This is a genomic window from Janthinobacterium sp. C22, from assembly GCF_057919405.1.
Genome location: NZ_CP193659.1, coordinates 1,501,752 through 1,520,467 on the forward strand (window position 1 = coordinate 1,501,752; position 18,716 = coordinate 1,520,467).

At 65.8% G+C, this 18,716-nt stretch carries 17 protein-coding genes and 1 pseudogene; 5 read left to right on the forward strand and 13 right to left on the reverse strand.

What is annotated here, in order from left to right; all coding sequences use genetic code 11:
- The first annotated feature begins 166 nt into the window (after window positions 1-166).
- From ACRHIG_RS06930 to ACRHIG_RS06940, 3 genes are read left to right on the forward strand one after another with little or no spacing between them, the layout of a single operon-like run.
- Window positions 167-1,429 carry a hypothetical protein gene (locus ACRHIG_RS06930; RefSeq protein WP_489629742.1) on the forward strand — a complete coding sequence of 421 codons (1,263 nt, stop codon included), beginning with the start codon at window positions 167-169 and terminating at the stop codon, window positions 1,427-1,429.
- Between the two features lie 10 nt (window positions 1,430-1,439).
- Entirely contained in the window at window positions 1,440-1,847 is a 408-nt protein-coding gene (locus ACRHIG_RS06935) for a type 2 periplasmic-binding domain-containing protein (protein ID WP_475416546.1), read from the forward strand.
- A gap of 59 nt (window positions 1,848-1,906) precedes the next feature.
- Window positions 1,907-3,487, forward strand: coding sequence for a methyl-accepting chemotaxis protein (locus ACRHIG_RS06940; RefSeq protein ID WP_489629743.1), 1,581 nt, complete (start codon window positions 1,907-1,909; stop codon window positions 3,485-3,487).
- A 100-nt stretch (window positions 3,488-3,587) separates the two neighbouring features.
- Here ACRHIG_RS06940 and ACRHIG_RS06945 read toward each other — a convergent pair whose 3' ends face one another.
- From ACRHIG_RS06945 to ACRHIG_RS07005, 13 genes and pseudogenes are all read right to left on the reverse strand, one after another.
- Complete coding sequence (locus ACRHIG_RS06945) at window positions 3,588-4,811, reverse strand: M24 family metallopeptidase (RefSeq protein ID WP_489629744.1); 1,224 nt, start codon at window positions 4,809-4,811, stop codon at window positions 3,588-3,590.
- Window positions 4,812-4,856: 45 nt separating this feature from the next.
- Window positions 4,857-5,396, reverse strand: a complete 540-nt coding sequence (locus ACRHIG_RS06950) for a type II secretion system protein (protein ID WP_489629745.1) — start codon at window positions 5,394-5,396, stop codon at window positions 4,857-4,859.
- Window positions 5,383-5,766: a type IV pilin protein gene (locus ACRHIG_RS06955; RefSeq protein ID WP_230538966.1), complete on the reverse strand. Its 384-nt coding sequence runs from the start codon at window positions 5,764-5,766 to the stop codon at window positions 5,383-5,385. Before ACRHIG_RS06955 ends, ACRHIG_RS06950 begins: the two co-directional genes overlap by 14 nt.
- A gap of 5 nt (window positions 5,767-5,771) precedes the next feature.
- Window positions 5,772-6,242 carry a type II secretion system protein gene (locus tag ACRHIG_RS06960; RefSeq protein ID WP_489629746.1) on the reverse strand — a complete coding sequence of 157 codons (471 nt, stop codon included), beginning with the start codon at window positions 6,240-6,242 and terminating at the stop codon, window positions 5,772-5,774.
- On the reverse strand, window positions 6,239-7,198 hold the full coding sequence (locus ACRHIG_RS06965; RefSeq protein WP_489630759.1) for a type II secretion system protein GspD: 960 nt from the start codon (window positions 7,196-7,198) through the stop codon (window positions 6,239-6,241). The genes ACRHIG_RS06960 and ACRHIG_RS06965 overlap by 4 nt, the downstream gene beginning before the upstream one ends.
- Window positions 7,120-8,127, reverse strand: a complete 1,008-nt coding sequence (locus tag ACRHIG_RS06970) for a secretin and TonB N-terminal domain-containing protein (RefSeq protein WP_489629747.1) — start codon at window positions 8,125-8,127, stop codon at window positions 7,120-7,122. Before ACRHIG_RS06970 ends, ACRHIG_RS06965 begins: the two co-directional genes overlap by 79 nt.
- Complete coding sequence (locus ACRHIG_RS06975; RefSeq protein ID WP_489629748.1) at window positions 8,124-8,633, reverse strand: hypothetical protein; 510 nt, start codon at window positions 8,631-8,633, stop codon at window positions 8,124-8,126. Before ACRHIG_RS06975 ends, ACRHIG_RS06970 begins: the two co-directional genes overlap by 4 nt.
- Before the next feature lie 25 nt (window positions 8,634-8,658).
- Window positions 8,659-9,279: a hypothetical protein gene (locus tag ACRHIG_RS06980; RefSeq protein ID WP_489629749.1), complete on the reverse strand. Its 621-nt coding sequence runs from the start codon at window positions 9,277-9,279 to the stop codon at window positions 8,659-8,661.
- A complete protein-coding gene (locus ACRHIG_RS06985; protein ID WP_475416537.1) occupies window positions 9,267-9,821 on the reverse strand; it encodes a hypothetical protein in 555 nt (184 codons plus the stop codon). The genes ACRHIG_RS06980 and ACRHIG_RS06985 overlap by 13 nt, the downstream gene beginning before the upstream one ends.
- Entirely contained in the window at window positions 9,812-10,441 is a 630-nt protein-coding gene (locus tag ACRHIG_RS06990; protein WP_489629750.1) for a hypothetical protein, read from the reverse strand. The genes ACRHIG_RS06985 and ACRHIG_RS06990 overlap by 10 nt, the downstream gene beginning before the upstream one ends.
- A 173-nt stretch (window positions 10,442-10,614) precedes the next feature.
- A pseudogene (locus ACRHIG_RS06995) lies at window positions 10,615-12,310 on the reverse strand (GspE/PulE family protein).
- 22 nt (window positions 12,311-12,332) lie between these two features.
- The gene (locus ACRHIG_RS07000) at window positions 12,333-13,526 is read right to left on the reverse strand and encodes a type II secretion system F family protein (protein WP_489629751.1); all 1,194 of its coding nucleotides are present in this window, start codon (window positions 13,524-13,526) and stop codon (window positions 12,333-12,335) included.
- Between the two features lie 255 nt (window positions 13,527-13,781).
- Entirely contained in the window at window positions 13,782-16,313 is a 2,532-nt protein-coding gene (locus tag ACRHIG_RS07005) for a M4 family metallopeptidase (protein ID WP_475416533.1), read from the reverse strand.
- 669 nt (window positions 16,314-16,982) lie between these two features.
- Between ACRHIG_RS07005 and ACRHIG_RS07010 the strand changes: the two genes are divergently transcribed.
- On the forward strand, window positions 16,983-17,639 hold the full coding sequence (locus ACRHIG_RS07010) for a hypothetical protein (RefSeq protein WP_489629752.1): 657 nt from the start codon (window positions 16,983-16,985) through the stop codon (window positions 17,637-17,639).
- A gap of 93 nt (window positions 17,640-17,732) precedes the next feature.
- Window positions 17,733-18,701, forward strand: a complete 969-nt coding sequence (locus ACRHIG_RS07015) for an IS1595 family transposase (protein WP_489629753.1) — start codon at window positions 17,733-17,735, stop codon at window positions 18,699-18,701.
- Window positions 18,702-18,716 lie beyond the last annotated feature (15 nt).

Genomic DNA, 18,716 nt, shown 5'->3' on the forward strand with positions numbered 1-18,716 from the left:
TCCAACGTAAAACCTTTTCTATGTAGCATGGTTTTACTCACTGGTCACGCCGCCAAGGACGCCCAAGGCGATGGCGGCGCGAAAAAATGGACCCGGCCTGTTACGGCCGGTGAACCATCGATCGGGAGTCCCATTCCACGTTCACCGCTACGGGTATTTAATTACTATGAATAAACACGTCCTGATTTTCCTGCTGGCCATGCCCCTGGCCATCAGCCATGCTTATGCCGAAGAGGCCGTTGGCCCCGCCGTCAAGATCAGCGGTTACGGCACGGCCGCCCTGACCATGGCCGATACCGACAAGGCGCAGTTCGCGCGCCCGAACCAGGCTGCCGGCGCCGGCCGCACCGCCCGCACGGGCGTCGATTCCAACCTGGGACTGCAGGCCAATGTCACCGTCACCCCGTGGCTGTCGGCCACCGTGCAGGGCCTGGCGCGCAAGGATGGCGAAGATGATGTCGGCGCCGAACTGGCGTGGGCCTTTGCCAAGGCCAAGGTGTCGGACAGCTTCAGCGTGCGCGTCGGCCGCATGGGCCTGCCCGTCTTCATGATTTCCGATTACCGCAACGTCGGCTATGCCAACACCATGCTGCGCCCGCCGGGCGAAATGTATTCGCAGGTACCCCTGAACAGCATCGACGGCATCGACGGCACCTACCAGTTCAGCGCGGGCGACACCAGCATCACCACGCAGCTGGCGCTGGGCCGCACCAAGGCCACCCTGGCCACGGGTCCCGCTTCGACCGTGCAGGTGGAAGGCAAGTCCATCGTCGCCCTGAACGTGGTGGCTGAACATGGCCCCGTCACCGTGCGCTTCGGCCGTGCCGAGACCAAGCTGACGATCAACGATTCGCCGAGCCTGAACACGCTGATGGGCAGCTTGCGCGCGGCCGGCAGCGGTTACAGGATCGCCCAGCTGGGCGCCCTGGCCGATGCGCTGGAAGTCAAGGACAAGAAGGCGTCGTTCACCTCCGTGGGCCTGGGCCTGGACTGGAACAACGTGCTGCTGCAGTCCGAATATGCGAAGCGCAAGACGGACAGCTATGTCAGCGACAGCACCTCGTGGTACGTGATGGGCGGCTACCGCATCGGCGCCTTCCTGCCCTACTACAGCCACGCCAGCCTGAAGGCCGATGGCCGCGTGAACAACACCGTGCCCGCATCCTGCCCTGCCGGCTATCCGGCCGCCTGCACGCCGACCCTGCGCGCGCTGTCGGCCGGCGTCGAGACCCTGGCCACCATGCGCAACCAGCTCGAACAATCGACGGACAGCATCGGCGTGCGCTGGGACTTCCACCGTTCGGCCGCCTTGAAGGTGCAGATCGACCGCATCAAGCCGAAGAATGGCCCGGGCCTGTTCGTGCAAGCCAAGCCGGGCTTCCATGGTCCCGTCACGGTGGCTGCCGCCGCCATCGATTTCGTTTTCTGAGGAGCGCCGCATGAAACCATTGATCTTGAATGTGGCCGCCTTGCTGGCGCTGTCGACCGCCGTTCCCGCCATGGCCGAAGTGGTCGTGGTGGTCAATGCCAAGAGCGCCGCCGGCGCCATGACGAATGAACAGGTGGCGCAGTTTTTCCTCGGTAAATCGACGGCCATGACGCCGATCGACCAGCCGGAAAGCGCCCCCGTGCGCGCCGAGTTCTACAAGAAGGTGACGGACAAGGAGCCGTCGCAGGCGAAGGCCCTGTGGTCCAAGCTGGTCTTCACGGGCAAGGCCACCCTGCCGAAGGAAGTGGCCAATAGCGCCGACGTGAAGAAGGCCGTGGCGGCCGATCCGAAAGCCATCGGCTATATCGAAAAGAGCGCCGTCGACGCCAGCGTCAAAGTGGTGCTGACGGCGCCATAAAGCCGGCCCGGGCCGCGCGCCATGCGGCGGCCCGGTACACATACCATCAGGAGACAGCAATGAGCATCAAACGCAAGATATGGGCACTGCCTGTCGTCTCGGCCGTGATTTTCGGGCTGGGACTGGCCGTCAGCGCCTACCTGTCCACGGCCACGCTCAATTCCATCCACGCCACGGAAAGCGCCGACTATCCCGTGCTCGACCTGGCCAAGTCGCTGACCCTGGACATGGCCGCCGTCGGCGACGCCCTGCGCGATGCCGTCAGCGAAGGCGACAAGGAGCGCATCGGGCAAGTCGGCGGCCAGGCCGTCAAGCTGCGCGAAAAACTGGCCGCCTTTGCGGCGATTCCCGGCCAGCGCGAGCAGGGCCAGCGCCTGACCAGGGAATTCGATGCCTACTATGCGCCGGCCCTGAGCGCGGCGCGCATCATGCTGGAAATGGAAGAGGGCGACCCGCAGGCGACCGTGGCGCGCATGCAGGGCGCGCTGGCGGTGCTCAATGCCGACCTGGCAAAGACCAATGAGCAGGCGCAAGCGCAGTTCAGGCAGGGCATCGAGCGCAGCGCGGCCAACGTGCGTAATGCGCTCAATACCAGCATCGCCGTGGCGCTGGCCGTCATCGTCTGCCTGGTGGCCGTCTCGCATTTCGTCGTGCGCGCCATCTGGCAGCAGCTGGGCGGTGAACCCGAGTACGCGCGCCAGATCGCGCGCGCCGTGGCCGATGGCGACCTCTCGATGCATATCGTGATCGAGGCGGGCGACCAGGCCAGCCTGCTGGCGGCGCTGAAGGAGATGCGTGGCCGGCTGGCCGGCATGGTGTCCGGTATCAAGGCGTCGGCCGAAACCATCCAGGTGGCCAGCGCGGAAATCGCCCAGGGCAATGCGGATCTGGCCGCGCGCACGGAATCGCAGGCGGGCAGCCTGGATCAGACGGCGCGCAGCATGGACAGCCTGACTTCCACCGTGCGCGACAACGCCGCCAACGCGGGCCAGGCGCACGAACTGGTGGTGTCGGCATCGTCGGTGGCCGTGAAGGGCGGGCAGGTGGTCAGCCAGGTGGTGACCACCATGGGCGAGATCAACGATGCATCGAAGCGCATCGTCGACATCATCGGCGTCATTGACGGCATCGCCTTTCAGACGAACATCCTTGCCTTGAACGCGGCCGTGGAGGCGGCGCGCGCCGGCGAACAGGGGCGCGGCTTTGCCGTGGTGGCGTCCGAAGTGCGCAACCTGGCGCAGCGCAGCGCGGCAGCGGCGCGCGAGATCAAGCAACTGATCGGCGATTCGGTGGCCAGGGTGAATGTCGGCTCGAAGCTGGTCGACGAGGCGGGGCTGACCATGGGCCAGATCGTCGATTCCGTGAAAAAGGTGGCCGACATCATGGCCGAGATCAGCGCCGCGAGCCAGGCGCAAAGCGCCGGCATCGGCGACATCGGCGTGGCCATCGGCAGCATGGACCAGATGACGCAGCAGAACTCCGCGCTGGTGGAAGAAGCGTCGGCGGCGGCCGAATCGCTGCAGGAACAGGCCGTGCAGCTGGGTACGGCGCTGGCCGTGTTCAAGCTGGCGCAGGGGGCGTGTCGGATTACGCGCTGCACGCTAATCCGACCTACCTGGCGTTGCGGTGATGTCGGATGACGCGCCATGCGCCTCGGCGGCCCCGCGAATCCGACCTGCCAGGTATTGGCGTATGCGTAGGTTGGATTAGCGCAGCGTAATCCAACACAGGAGTACCGGCTTACGCGCGCAGGCCGAACGGATCGTCGATGCTGTGCGCCGGTTGCGTGAACCAGCGCGGACCGTTTTCCGTCATGTAGAAATGGTCTTCGTGGCGGATGCCGAATTCGCCGGGGATGCAGATCATCGGCTCGTTCGAGAAGCACATGCCCACGTCGAGCGGCGTCGTGTCGCTGCCCACCAGGTAAGGCCACTCGTGGATATCGAGGCCGATGCCGTGGCCCGTGCGGTGCGGCAGTCCGGGCAGTTTGTAGCCGGGGCCGTAGCCGTCCGCTTCCAGCGAGACGCGGGCGGCGCGGTCCACATCGCCGCAGGGTACGCCCAGCCGGGCGGCCGCGAATGCGGCGGCCTGCGCGGCCTTTTCGCTGTTCCATACGCTGCGCTGGCGTTCGCTGATCTGTCCGAAAACATAGGTGCGCGTGATGTCGGAGATGTAGTTCATCACCTGGCAGCCCGTGTCGATCAGCACCGTGTCGCCCGCCTTCAGGGTCTGCACGTAGTTGACGCCATGCGGGTAGGCCGTCGCTTCGCCGAACAGGACGATGCAGAAGTACGAGCGGGGTGCGCCTACCTTGCGGTGCGCGCGCTGGATGAATTCTTCCACTTCCACCGTCGTGATGCCTTCGTACAGCATGCCGGCCGTGGCCACGTGCACGGCCAGGGTCATGTCCATCACGCGCTGCATCAGGGCGATTTCCGCCTGTGATTTTCTGCTGCGGCAGTACGCCGTCACGGTGCGCGCGTTTTCCAGCGCGTAGCCGGGGGCCAGCGGCCGGATGCCGTCATAGATGAAGAAGGCGGCGCTTTCGCAGATGCCCACGCGCGGCGGTTGATGCGCGTCCTGGGCGATTCCCATGCGCGCCAGCACGTCGACGAACAGCTGGTACGGGCTTTCATGCTCTTCCCAGCAATTGACACGGCCTGCGACGAGCATGAAGCCTTGCAGGGTGCTTTCCTCGAAGGCGGGGGCGATGTATTCGATGTCGCCGCTGGCCGGCAGGATGGCGCCCACCATGCGTTCGCTGGCATACCATTTGGTGCCCGTGAAATAGGTGAGGTTGGCGCCCGCGTTCAGGTAGATCGCGGCGATGCCTTGCTCGCGCATGAACGCTTGCGCCTTGGCGATGCGCTGCGCATGTTCGTTCTTGCCGATGGCGGCCATGCCGCCCGTCATGTCCGACAGCGACGCCAATGCCTGTTCGATGGAAGTGCCACCTATGCTCATGCCTGCTCCTTTGCTCGATGCTGAATATGGAATGCGGGCATGATATCAGTTCGCGCCTTTCGGCTTGAGGCCGGGCGCGCCGCCGGCCGCATCGGGCGTAGCCAGCACCAGGTCGTGCGGATACGTGAAGTGCCAGTCCGCGTAGCGCTGCTTGCGGCGCAGGCTGGCGTCTTCGTCGAGGAAGTTGTCCTGCTTGATGGGCAGCTGCGGCGACAGCGAATGGATGCCGACGATGCGTCCCTCCTGCCGCAGCACGCCCCATTCCGCCTTGCCCGTGACGGGATCCGCATACAGGCGGCGCAAATGCCGCCGGGCGTTGGCGAAGCGCGGGTCGCGCAGCAGTTCCTGCAGGGTCAAGGGATAGCGGGGCCGCCCGTCGGCCGGCGTGCTGTCGTAGTAGCGGCCCAGCGCGTTGCGGAATTCATGGCCGATGAACAGCAGCTCGCGTTCCTTGTCGCGCCGCGCGGCCGTGGCATGCAATTCGCCGGCCAGCACCAGGCCCACACCCATGAAGGCCACCAGCATCAGGGTCCAGATGTAGGCGAAACCCGCCGCCCGCCGCCGCACGCTCCTAGAGCTGTTCAAAGGGGATGCCCTCGCGCGTCTTGCCCTTGGCGCCGCTGCGCACGTCGGCCACGCCGCCGATCTCGCCATTCGGCGAAGGGATCAATTGCCAGGTGGCGGCCGACTCCGTGACGGGGTCCAGCGGCACGCTGCGGAAGTAATGGTGGGTCACCAGGTCGGCCAGCGCGGCCGGGTATTCTCCCTTGTCGGCATAGTATTTATCGAGGCCGCTCCTGAGCACCTGCAGGTTTTCCTTCAGGGCGACTTCCTTCGATTTTTCCACCGAGCCGAAATAGCGGGGGATGGCGATCGTCAGCAGCAGCGAGATGATCGCCAGCACCACCAGCAGTTCGACCAGGGTGAAGCCGCGGCGGATGGTCGTGGTCTGCATGGCGGTCACCATTGGTTGAGCGGCACGCCGTTCAGGCCCGCCTTGGTCGAGCGCGAGGCGACGTCGAACACGTCTTCGCCTTCGCTGGGATTGTCGGGCGGCGAGGCATACGCGCGCTTGCTCCAGCTGTCGGCCGCGCTGCCGGCTTCCCTGGGCTGGAACGGGTCGCGCGGCAGGCGGCGCAGGAAATAGATGTTCTGCTTCGACGGACTGCGCTGGTCGGGCACGCCCTCGACCAGTTCCTCGAGTTTCTTCGGATAGCCCGATGCGCCCAGCGACAGCTTGATGCGGCCATTGTCCGACGCCCGCTTGTAGGCGTCGATTGCCTCGCGCATCTCGATCAGGGCGCTGCGCAATTCCTGCTCCTTGGCCCGTTGCAAGGCCACCTGCGCCATCGGCACGGCCACCGTGGCCAGGGTCGCCATGATGGCCAGGGTGATCATCAGTTCGATGAAGGTAAAGCCTTTATGCTTCACTGGCCACCTTTGCTTGTCTTGTCGGCGGCGGGTGCCTCGTCGCCGCCCGTCATGGGCGAGCCGGCGCGCGCAGGGGCTTGCTCGGGCGCGGCGATGGCCTCCGGCGTGCCGCCCACGCTGGCGCGGCCGCCCACGGACGCCTCGGTGCCGGAATTGAATTCGGCCGTCATCAGGTCGGGGCGGCGGATGCTGCGCAGCAGGCGCGGCGTGATCGACAGCACGATCTCGCTGCGCATGGCGTCGTCCTTCTGGCTGCCGAACAGGCGGTTCAGCACGGGCAGTTCGCCCACGCCGGGCACCTTGTTGGCCGTGCCCCGGTCCTCGTCGCTGATCAGGCCCGCCAGCACCTGCGTCTCGCCATCTTTCAAACGCAGCACGGTCGAGGCGCTGCGCGTGCCGATCTGGTAAGCCTGCGTGCCCGTCTTGCTGATCACCTCCTTGACGACGTTCGACACTTCCAGGTTGATCTTGATGGCCACCTCGTCGTCCAGGTAGACGTTCGGTTCCACGTCGAGTTTCAGGCCCACGTCGATGTAGTTGACGCTGTCGGAACTGACGCCGTTATTCGTCGTGACGGTAATGACGGGCACGCGGTCGCCGATGAGGATCTTCGCCTTTTCCTTGTTGCGCACGCGGATGCGCGGGTTGGCCAGGATATTGCTGTCGCTATCCGTCTTGTTGGCGTTGAGGGTGACGCCGCCGATGCCCAGGTTGATATTCTCGCCATTGATGCGGTGCAGGTCCGCCACCTTCAGGCCGCCCAGGCCTCCCGTGCTGCCCGCGACACCGGCCAGGGTCAGGCTGGCCTGGTCGGGCCAGCGCACGCCCAGTTCCATCAGGCGCGTGCGCTTGACTTCCAGCACCTCGACTTCCAGCATCACTTCCGGGTCGGCCAGGTCCTGCACGTTGATGATGCGCTCGGCCATGCGCACCATTTCCGGCGTATCGCGCAGCATGATGATGCCCAGGCGCTCGTCGGTGACGACGTCCTTGGCCTTGAGCAGGGTCTTGATGGAAAACGCCACCGTCTTGACGTCCGCATTGGCGAGGAAAAAGTGCGTACCACCAGCTGCTGGTAATCCTTCACCTTTTGCGGCGTGTTCGGGTAGATCGTGATCGACTTGTCGCTGGTGACGCTTTGCTCCAGCTGGTTCGCGCCCAGCAGCATGGCAATCGCCTCTTCGATGCTGGTGTCGCGCACGGAGATGGTGGCGCGCAGGGCCGGATCGACCTCCTTGTCGAAGACGAAGTTCAGGCCCGACACCTTGCTGATGAAGTCGAACACGGAGCGCAGGGGCGCGTCGCGAAATTCCAGCGTCACGGGTTTGCGGTAGGCGGCCGCCAGTTTGCCGCCGGCCGGACGGCTTTTGGCCTGCTCGTCGCCGATACGGCCCTTCAGGGCCAGCGCCTCACGCTGCGCGGGCCGTTCCTGCAGCACCTGGCGCAAGGCTTCCTGCGCCTGCGCGACATTCGCTTCGCCGCCGCGCTGGTAGCTGGCCTGCGCCTCCTGCACCAGCTTGCGGTGCCGTTCATCCTGTGCCACGCCGGCCAGGCCTCGCTGCGCCACGTCGTTGCTGGCGTCCAGCGCCAGCGCCTGCTGGTACAGCGCTTGCGCTTCGGGCAGCTTGCCTTGCTGGCGCAGCGCCTCGGCGCGGCCATTCAGGCTGTTCAGCGCGCGCATCCTGCCGTTGGTGACGGCGATGCGGTACTTGGCATTGGTCGGTTCGGCCTGCGCCGCCTGTTCCAGCAGGGCCAGGCCCTGTTCCGTGCGGCCGGCGCCCAGCATGGCCTGGCCGTCGGTATAGGCCTGGTTGCCGGCGCAGGCGGCCAGCAGGGACAGCATCGGCAGCAGGGTGATGCCAGTACGTGGTGTGCGTCGTTTCAATTGAGGTCCCCTACGGCGAGTGTCTGTTTCAGGTTGAGCGGCAGATAGGTAAATTGCAGGGCGCCCTGCACCACGCCGTCGAAGCGGTAGCGCTCCTCAAGCGTGTCGCCAGGGCGCGCCACCACGTTGCGTTCGCCCGCCTGGAGAAAATAGGCGGCCTTGCCTTCGTCGACGAAACGGCCGAGGAACTGGAAGGGCAAAGGCGGCGGCGCGTTCGCGTCGACGGCGGCGACAGTGCGCGCGGCCTGCGCCGCCTGCTGGTCGAGCATGATCTTTTTCGGCGTCTCCGGCTGCCAGCTTTGCTTGGCGAACAGGGCGGCCGCTTCCTCGTCGTCGAGGCCCCGGCGCGGTTCGATGGCCAGCGCGCGATTGGCCGGCGCAGCGGCCGTGGCTGCGGCCAGGGGCGCTGCCGCCACCCGCTCCACCTGGCGCGGCGTGGCCGTGGCCGGCCCCACGATGCTGCCTTCATCCTCCGGGGCGAAGAGGGCGGCCAGCAAGGTGGCCACGGCGGCGCCTCCCAGTACGGCTTTTTCATGGGCGCGCCTCCGCCTTCTTGACCAGCAGGATGAACTGGATGCGCGCATCGATCTCGCCCGTCTCGATCTGCTCGCGCTTGAACAGCACGGAGTCGAGCGTCAGCGTGGGCAGCGCCTGCAGGGCGTCGACGATAAAGGCTTGCAGCTGCGCGTATTCGGCTTTTACCGGCAAGGTGATCTGGTAGCGCAAAAAGGCTGTGTTGCCGTCCTCCTGCGGCTTGTAGTCGGCCTTGGCCAGGGTGACGCCGCTCTTCTGCGCCACTTCGAGCAAGGTCTTCAGCTGCTCGGGAATGCTGTCATGCGCGGGCAGGTAGGCGTGAAAGGCGGCCAGGCTGTCCGCGTCGGCATCGAGCGTGACGGGCGCCGGCGGCAGCGCCGCCTGTTTCGCCATCACGGCCAGCTGCGCGCGCAATGGCTGCTGGCGTCCGGCCAGCGCCTCGCCCTGCTGCACGGCGACGGCGGCCAGCACCAGGCAGGCCGCGCCGATGGCGCTGGGCCAGCCCAGGGCACGCCACAGACGCGCCGTTTCCCACGCCAGGCGCGGAGGAAGGCGCAGTTGCAGGTGCGGCCGGGCCACGGGCGTGCCGGCTTTTGACACGGGTTTTATTGCCGCCATTGCGCCTCCAGCTGAAAACGGTAAGGGTGTGCGGGCGCGTTCGCATTCGCGTTACTGTTCATCTCGTGCTTGAGCAGATACACGGAACTGAACATGGGCTGCTGGTTCAGGAAGGCCAGATAGTTGAGCATGTCCTGCGGCGTTTCCGCCTCGGCGGCGATTTTCAGCACGCTGGCGCCATCCTGTCCCTGCTGCGCGTTCAGGTCCAGTCCCAGGAGGGCCACGCGCACGTCGCGCGGCGCCTGCACCGTCCTGACCAGGCGCGTGACGGGCAGGTTGAGCTGGCGCACGGCGGCGGCCACCTGTTTCAGTTCGAGGTCGCGTTCGCGCTGCTGGCTCGCCGAGAGGGGCGCGCGCACGGGACGCGCCGGCTGCAGCTGCGCCAGCTGCGCTTCCAGGCGCCGCGTTTCCTGCGCCTGCACCAGCCAGTACCCGGCGGCCGGCAGCAGCAGCAAGCCGCCCGCCAGGCAGAGGGCCAGACGCCAGCCCTGGAACGTCCGCGCGGCGCCGGGCGGCAGGAATTCCAGGCGGCTCAGGCCCATGCGGCCTCCCGCATCAGGTGGGCGGCGCCGGCCACGGCGATGGGCACGAAGCGTTCCGGCACGTTCGCTTGCGGCACGCCGCTCAAGTCGATCAGGGCCACCTGTTCGATGGCGTCGAGCTGCGGTGCGCGCAAGTTCCAGCGCCGCCACGCCCGGTCCAGTTCGTCGCCCCAGGCGGCGGCGCAGGACTGGCTGTGCAGGGCCGTGATGCGCCCGCCGCCGCCTGTCGCCAGCAGCAGCCGTCCCGCTTCCACCAGGGCGAAGGCGGCAGGTTTGCTACCGGCAGGTGTGCTACCGGCAGGTTTGCCGCCGGCGATGCTGCGCCAGGCCGGTCCGGCGATCGGTTCGATGGACAGGCAGCGCCGGCCATGCGCGGCCGCCGCGTCCTGCACGCCTTGCAGCAGGGCCGCATCGATGCCGCAGGCCAGGCGCGGCATGCCGTACGGGGCATCGTCGGCGGCCAGGCGCCAGGTCCGCGCGCCTTCGCCATACACGGCGCCGAACTGGCTGTGCAGGAAGCGCTGCGCGCTGCTCCGGTCGAGCAGGGCGCCGCTCCACGGCACCATCAGCATGGCGCACCAGCGGCTGGCCAGGCTGACGGCCAGCGGCAGTTTTTTCATTGTGCTGTTCGAGCCAGCCGCGCAGGGCGGCCAGCGCCACTTCCCAGCTGGCGTCGGGATTCGCAATCGGCAGGTGGAAGGCGGTGTCGGGCAAGGGACGGCCGGCGCGGCGCAGCACGCCGTGCAGCCCGTGCGGGGCCAGGTGCAGGCACACGGTGGCGCGGGTGACACGTTCAATAAGTGACACGATTGAGCTCCGCTAAAGTAGTTTCGCCGCGCCGCACCAGGTCCAGGCCCGCCTCGCGCGCCAGGCGGAAACCGTTGCGCGCCGCCTCTTCCTTCATCTGGCTCAGGGCGCGCGCGTGCAGATCATTTCGCGCATCGTATCGCTGAGCATCAGTACCTCGGCGACGGCCTTGCGGCCCTTGTAGCCGGTGCCGCGGCAGTGGCCGCAGCCCTTGCCGGCCATGAATTGCCAGTCCTGCACCTGATGCAGGGCCAGCCCGCTGTCGCGCAGCTGCTGCGCGTCGGCCAGCACCTCGGCGCTGGCGTCGACGGCGCAATGGGCGCAATTGAGGCGCAGCAGGCGCTGCGCCACGATGCCGTTCAGGGCGGCCGCAAAGCTGTAGGCATCGACGCCCATGTGCAGGAAGCGGCCGACCACGTCGAACACGTTGTTCGCGTGCACGGTGGTAAACACCAGGTGGCCCGTGAGCGCGGCCTGCACCGCGATCTGCGCCGTTTCATCGTCGCGGATTTCGCCGATCATGATCTTGTCGGGATCGTGGCGCAGGATGGAGCGCAGGCCGCGCGCGAACGTCAGTCCCTTTTTTCGTTGACGGGAATCTGCAGCACGCGCGGCAGCCGGTATTCGACGGGGTCCTCGATGGTGACGATCTTGTCGCGCCCCGTGTTGATTTCCGTGATGGCCGCGTACAGGGTGGTGGTCTTGCCCGAGCCCGTGGGCCCCGTCACCAGCAGCATGCCGTGCGGCTTGGCGGCCAGGCGGCGGATCTGTTCGATGGCATCCTCGTTCAGACCCAGGCTTTCCAGGCGCAGCGCCTGCGCCGCCTCCGTCAGCGCGCGCCGGTCGAGCAGGCGCAGTACGGCATCCTCGCCAAAGATATTGGGCATGATGGAAACGCGGAAGTCGATCTCCGCCCCCTTTACGCGCACCTTGAAGCGGCCATCCTGCGGGATGCGGCGCTCGGCGATGTCGAGATCGGCCATCACCTTGATGCGCGAGATGATCTGTTCGGCCATCGCCAGTCCCTGCACCTGGCCCGCCTGCACCAGCACGCCGTCGACGCGGTATTTGATGACCAGGCTGGCCACGTCGCATTCGAGGTGGATGTCGCTGGCCTGGAATTTCAGGGCATCGTAGATGGTGGAGTTCACCAGTTTGACGACCGGGCTGCTGTCTTCGCTGATGCGGATGAGCGAGATGTCCTCGATGCTCTGGTCGAGGCCCGGCACATCATCGCCATGCTGCATCTCCTGCATCGCCTGCTGCACGCTTTCCTGCTGCTGCAGGTAGGCGGCCAGGTCGTCCGGATGCGCCAGCGCCACCGTGAAGGGCGTGGACAGGGCGAAGTCGGCCCATTGCAGCAGGTCCTCGCTGAAGGGATTGCCGATGACCAGCACGGGCGGCGCGTCCGGAACGCCAGGTTGCAGCAGCACGCAGTCGCGCTGGGCGCAATCGGTGTAGGGCAGCAGGGCAAAGGCGGGCAGGGCGGCCTGCAGTTCAGCCATCGTCCAGGCCGGATAGCGGAACAGGGCGGCCAGCTGGCGCAGGAAGACCTCGGGCGGCAGGGCCGCCGTTTCCTGCAGCACGGCCATCTGCGGGCGGCCCTGTTCCAGCGCGCTGGCGTGGGCGCGGCGCAGCATGGCCGCATCGAGCACGGCTCGTTCTTCGTCGCGCGCGTTCATGGCAGCACCTTCACGATAAGGTTCAAGACAAGCTCCCCGCCAGTTCAAAGATCGGCATGTACATCAGCACCACCACGCCGCCGATCACCACGCCGATGATGGTCATCAGGAGCGGCTCGAGCAGGCGCGAAGCCCAGTCCACCCAGCGCGCGAATTCCTCGTCGTGGAATTTGGCCGAGCGTTCCAGCATGTCGCCCAGGCGGCCCGTGTTTTCTCCCACCTTCAGCAGAGATTGCGCCACCGGCGTGGCCATGCCGGCCTGTTCCAGCGCGGTGGAAAACGGCATGCCTTCCTGCACCGCGCGGCGCGCCTGCGCCAGCTGCTCCTGCTGCGCCGGCAGCAGCATGGGCGCGACCATGGCCAGCGCCTTGTGCAGCGGGATGCCGGCATGCAGCAGCAGGCTCAATGCCCGGTAGAAGCGGGCCAGGCGAAATTCGGCCGCCTTGTGCGCCAGCACGGGCAGGCGCAAGAGGCGCAGCACCAGCGCCATGCGCATGGCGCGGTTGGCGACGCCGAAGACCACGGCGCCGACGGTCGCGGCCAGCGCGCCGGCGCACAGCAGCGGATGGGCGGCCAGGGTCTGGCCAAAGCCCAGCAGCATCTGCGACATCCAGGGAATTTCGCGGCCCGAGCTTTCGTAGACGACGCTGAATTTGGGCACTACGTAGCCGAGCAGGAACAGGGTCACCAGGCCGCCGACGACGAGCAGCATGCACGGGTAGATGGCGGCGGAAATGAGTTTTTTGCGGATGGCGTCGAACTGCAGCTGGTAGGCGACGAAGCGGGCCAGCGCCTCGGGCAGGTTGCCCGAGCGTTCGGCCGCGTGCACGGTGGCGATGTAAATGTCGGGGAATATATCGGGGAAATCGGCCAGGGTGTCGGAAAAGCTTAGGCCCTGCTGCAGGGTGAGCACGATGGCGGCCAGGGTGGCCCTGGCGCCCGGGCGCGTTTCCTTGTTGTGCAGGGTGGCCATGGCCTCGCCCAGGTTCAGGCCCGCTTCGAGCAGGGCCAGCAGCTCCTGGCTGAATTGCAGCAGGGGCAGGCCCTGTTTGCCGGGGCGCAGCGCGGCGCCCGCATCCTGCGCAGCGCCGGCATCGACGGCCAGCACGCGCCAGCCGCCGCGCACGGCCGCGCGGATCGCCTCGGCCTCGCTGGCGGCGTCGATGGCCAGCGCCTGGCTGCCAGCCGGGCCCTGCACCTGGAGGTGGAACTGCATGGCCGGCTCAGGCGAGCATGGCGGCAGGCGTAAAAATGGACAGGCTGGAATGGGGGAAAGCGCGTGCGGACAAGGTCGAAGTAGGCATCGGTCAGGAACCATCCAAAAAAAGTTCAATTCGTCGCGGGTACCGGCAGCAGGCAAGAGGCAATCACTGCCTCAGGGTAGACTGGAATTGCCAGGAAATCAATCGTGCCGTGCGGTGGATGCGGGCGACTGGCGGCAAACCGGCCTGCCGCCCGCATGTTCAGCCGCTTACTGGGTAACCAGGCTGACCTTGTCGATCACGAACGAGGTTTGCAGCGACGCATCCTCGGTCGCGGCAAACGACAGTTGCACGGTCTGGCCCTTGTAGGCGATCAGGTCGAACGTGCGGATCTGGTAGCCGGCCGCCTTGTTCACGTTCGAGTACGAGGCCAGGGTGCCCAGCACCGTGCCGGCGCTGTTCTTCACGGTGACGACCAGCTTGTCGTACACGGTATTGCCCGTTTCTGCCGTGTCGATATGCAGCGCGAAGGTCAGGCTGGCGGACGTGGCGGTGGCCGGAATGGCCACGCTTTGCGTCAGCGATTCGCTGGCCGTGACGCCATTGCCGCCCAGCCAGGCGTACTTCGTGCCTTCGTACGCTGCTTGCCCCGTAAACGTGCCGATGGCGCCCGTGGTGCCGCTCCAGCCCGTGGCGCCGGCTTCGAAGCCGCCGTTCGTCACGCGTTCGGTGGCGCTGCTGGTGCCCACCGTCAGCGTGGCGTTGTTCGACGTGGCCGTCACGGCGGGCGACGAGGAATCCGTCACCGTGGCCTTGAAGACGGCGCCGCTGTCGGCCGCCACGGCCGTGAAGCTGTAGGCCGGCGACGTGGCGCCGCTGATCACGGCGCCGTTGCGGTACCACTTGTAGGTGTACGGCGCCGTGCCGCCGCCCGCGCCCACGGCGAACGAGGCGGTGGCGCCCGGTGCGACGGTGATGCTGGCCGGCTGGCTGGTGATGGTCACCGCGCCGCCCGTCGTCGATTCATCGACGTCGGTACCCACGTTGATGGCCGCATATGCGCGCTTGACGGCGATCGATTCCGCGCTGCCCACGCCATACAGTTCCTCGGCTGCCTGCAGCACCTTGTTGCGCGCGTCGGCATAGTTGGTCGACGAGGTGAACTTGGTGGTGGCGGCCTTGAACCAGATGCGGTAGGCCTTGTCGCTGCCGATACCGGTCATGGCCAGCGGGCTTTTGTTCAGGTAGGAGCTGTAGTAGTCGCTGCTGGACGTGGAATTCGAGCCTTGCGACAGGAAGTAGAACATGCGGTTGTTCGGGCCGCTGCTGTAGTGGACGTCGAGGTTCTTGATGGTGCTGCTCCACGCATTCGGGCTGCTGCCATCCTTGCTCGGCTTGTACAGCCAGCGCAGCGGCTGGCCGTTCTTGGCGATCTCCTTGCCCGTCATCCAATCGTTGCCCGTGTTGGGAATCGTGGTGCCCGTGCCGCCGGCGCGCGCATACGCTTCCACCATCTCGCCGGCGATGTCCGAGCTCGATTCGTTCAAGCCGCCCGACTCCTGCGAGTAGATCAGGCCCGAGGTGGCGTCCGTGATGCCGTGGCCCATCTCATGGCCGATCACGTCGATGGAGCCGAGGTTGTTGAACGAGCTGCCGCCGTCGCCGATGTACATGCATTTGCAGTTGCCGTCGTAGTAGGCGTTGTCGTAGGCCGTGTTGACGTGGGCGGCGATGTGGGTGGCCGTGTTGTTGCCGTCCAGGCTGGACCAGCCCAGCACGTTCTTGTGCGTGTCGTAGGTGTTCATCAGGCCCCACATCGCATTGACGGCCGCCGTCTGGCCGTTGGCGTTGGTGGTGCTGCCGCCGTTGATGTATTGCTGGCCGTCGCCCCAGGTATTGCTGGTGTTGCTGTACACGCTGCCCGAGGTGGTGCCGTGGTTGGCATTCGTGATGGCCATGCCGCCGAAGCTGCCGCCCGTGCCGCGGCTGGGGTCCTTCATGGTGTAGGTGCTGCCCGTGAGCGTGGTGTTGAGCGGCACCTGGCCGTTGTACTGGCTGTTGCCGATGCCGGCGACGGTTTTCAGGGCTTTCCATTGACGCAGGATGCGGCCATCCTTGGCGCTGACGACGGTGTCGTAGTAGACGGGCTTGCTGCCGCTGATCATGCGCGTCTGCACCAGATAGGCCAGCTCGTAGTGATCGACCACGTCCTGCACGTCGAGGGCGTTCAGCGCGGCTTCCGACTTGTTCTCGGCGCCGGCCACGCGCACGGTTTTCATGACGGGGTAGATCAGCAGCTGCGCATGCGGCGGCACATGGTCGACGGCCTGCACACCGATGCTTTTCACGGCGGCGGCGATGGCAGCGGCGGCGCTGACGGCCGGCGTGGTGTCGATATCGGTGGTGGCGCTGCGGGTGACGGCATTGACGCCGCCGCTGCCGAGGCCCGACGCGCGGTCCGACACGGATTCGCTGACGATGTCGCCGGCGCTGTTGCTGACCACTACCGTCTCGGAACCGAAGACGGGCAAGCCCTTGTAGGTGTGCTGTACGCGGCTCACGCGGGTGCCGCTGACGCCCGGATGCTGGGCGCCGACGGCAAAGCCATGCTCGGTATTCAGGCCGCGGCTGCGCGCCTGCGCGGCCAGCTTGTTGACCAGGCTGGCGGTCTCTTGTGGAGAAGCCAGGGCGACCGGCGCAGCCATCAGGGTCTGTGGCAGCGGCGTGGCGGCGTCGGCCGTGGTGGCCATCAGCGGCAAGGCGGCGATGGATGCGGCAACTATTGTCAAACGTAAATTCATTTCTGCTCCATGGTATCGGTTAAGGAAATGGTGAATGAGCTGGCCGCGATGCCTGATGGCCACCCCGGCGCGCCTGGCGGCGGGCGGATAGCCTGCCGTTTTGTGGTGGCATGACGCCGGGTAGGGGGACACTAAACTTGTCGATATCGCCATGTCAAAAAATTCAAGAAATGGGTCACTACGCGAATTTTTGTTAAGAATTGAACATTTATCGGCGTCGTATCGTTGGAAAGTTTGATCTACCACAAGCTGCAACTTTTGTTTTGGACTACTTCCCCTATTGACGCGCTCTGTTGGAAAAACACTGTTGCCTTTTCTAAATATTGCGATCTACACTAGCTCTTCGCGTTGCCCCCAGCGGAGCATGCGAAAACAAAAAAGCGCACGCGGCAATGACCGCGTCCAGATACAGCGCATCGGGAAAAAATCGGGAGTTTCACATGACGTCAGTTCTGTTTTTTGCTATTGGTTTCAGCCATTTCCCCTCTGGAGCGGCACTCATGCTGCATCCGCCTTCCTAGCCGCCGCTAGCCGGCTCTTCCCCCGCGAGGGGGTCTTTTCAGCGAGTCCGACCGCGCCACCCGGCGCGGCCGCTGGCGCAGTGCATCTTTTTTCAGGAAGGGTTGCCGGCTCCTGGTGCGTGCACCGGAATCACCGGCCCGAAGAACTATGCTTTCGATAGCGACCAAAGTGGAACAGATCGTGATGGAATCGGCCTTTCTCAGCGAGGGATTGGGCCGGGGCTTGCTCAACCTGTCGGAACTGGCGCGCCAGCTGCAGCCGCAATTGCAGACCGACCTATGGAAACCGGTGGGGCAGGCCGCCGTGGTGATGGCGCTGCGCCGTCTGGCCGAGCGTATGCCGCAGCAGAAAAGCGGCGAGATCGTGCTGGCGCACCGCGCGGGTGAACTGTCCACGCGCAGCGAATTGATGGTATTTACCTACCGCTATTCCGACCAGACGTATGCCTGCCAGCGTCAGTTGCTGGCGCTGGCAGCACCCCAGCGGGGCACGTTCATCACCATTACGCGCGGCGTCAACGAGGTGATGGTGATCTGCAGCCGTTCGCTGCACGCGCTGGTGGAAGAGGTGTTCGGCGAAGAGCAGGAACTGGCGCGCCTGGAGCGGGTGACGGCCGTGACCCTGCACCTGGCCGCCGAAACCTGCTATACGCCGGGCGTGTATCACGCCATCCTCAAGCGCCTGGCCTGGGAGCGCATCAACCTGATCAACATCATCTGCACGTATACGGAGCTGACCTTGCTGCTGGAAGCGTCGCAGACGGGCGCGGCCTTTTCCGTATTGTCGAAAATCGTGGCGCAATGAAAAAGGCTCTGTCCCTGCTAAGTAGGGGAAGTCCGGGAATTTTCCTGTATCCCTGCTGTCTGACTGTACATCGCAGACAAACGGGAGCCTTCCATGCAGACCGGCCAATGGAAAACCCTCATCGCCCAGTTCGCCGCACTGAACCGTCGCCAGCGCCTGGCGGGTATCGCTCTGCTGCGAGGAAGCGCACCGCGGGACGCTGCCGCGGTACTCGTCGAAAACGTGGCCCGGCAGCGCTTGCACTGTCCTGCCTGCAAGAGCAATCATGCTCACCGGCATGGCCATGCGCACGGACTGCAGCGCTACCGTTGCGTGCCGTGCGGCCGCACCTTCAATGCGCTCACCGGCACGCCGCTGGCGCGCTTGCGCCATAAATCACTGTGGCTCGATTACGCCGATTGCCTGCTGGCATCCGATTCCGTGCGCAAGGCGGCGTTACAGCTGGGCGTGCACCGCAATACCACCTTTCGCTGGCGCCACCGGTTTTTATCGTTGGCAAAAACGGACCGGCCGCATTGCCTGCATGGCATCGCTGAAGCGGACGAACTGTATGTGCTCGAATCGGAAAAGGGATCGCGGCATCTGACCCGTCCGGCGCGCCGCCGGGGCGGTCATGCCAGCCAACGTGGCATTTCCGATGAGCAGGTCTGCATCCTGGTGGCGCGCGACCGCACGGGGCAGACACTCGATTTCGTCACGGGAAAAGGAGCGCTGACGCAGGCGCAGGTGCGCCATTATTTGTTGCCCATGATCGACAAGGATATCCTGTTGCTCACCGATGGCCATGCCGCCTACCGGGCTTTTGCAAAGGAGGCGGGGATCAGCCACGAGGCCGTCAATTTGCGCGCAGGCATCCGGGTGCAGGGCGCCGTGCATGTGCAGCACGTCAATGCCTATCACAGCCGCCTGCGGGAATGGCTACGCCCCTTTCACGGGGTGGCGACGCGCTACCTGCCGAATTACCTGGGCTGGCGCTGGATACTCGACGCCGGGCGTATCCGTTCGCCGGAAACATTATTGAAGGCAACACTCGGAGCATTCCCACATCTGACGGTGACATAGCCATGAAAAAACGCC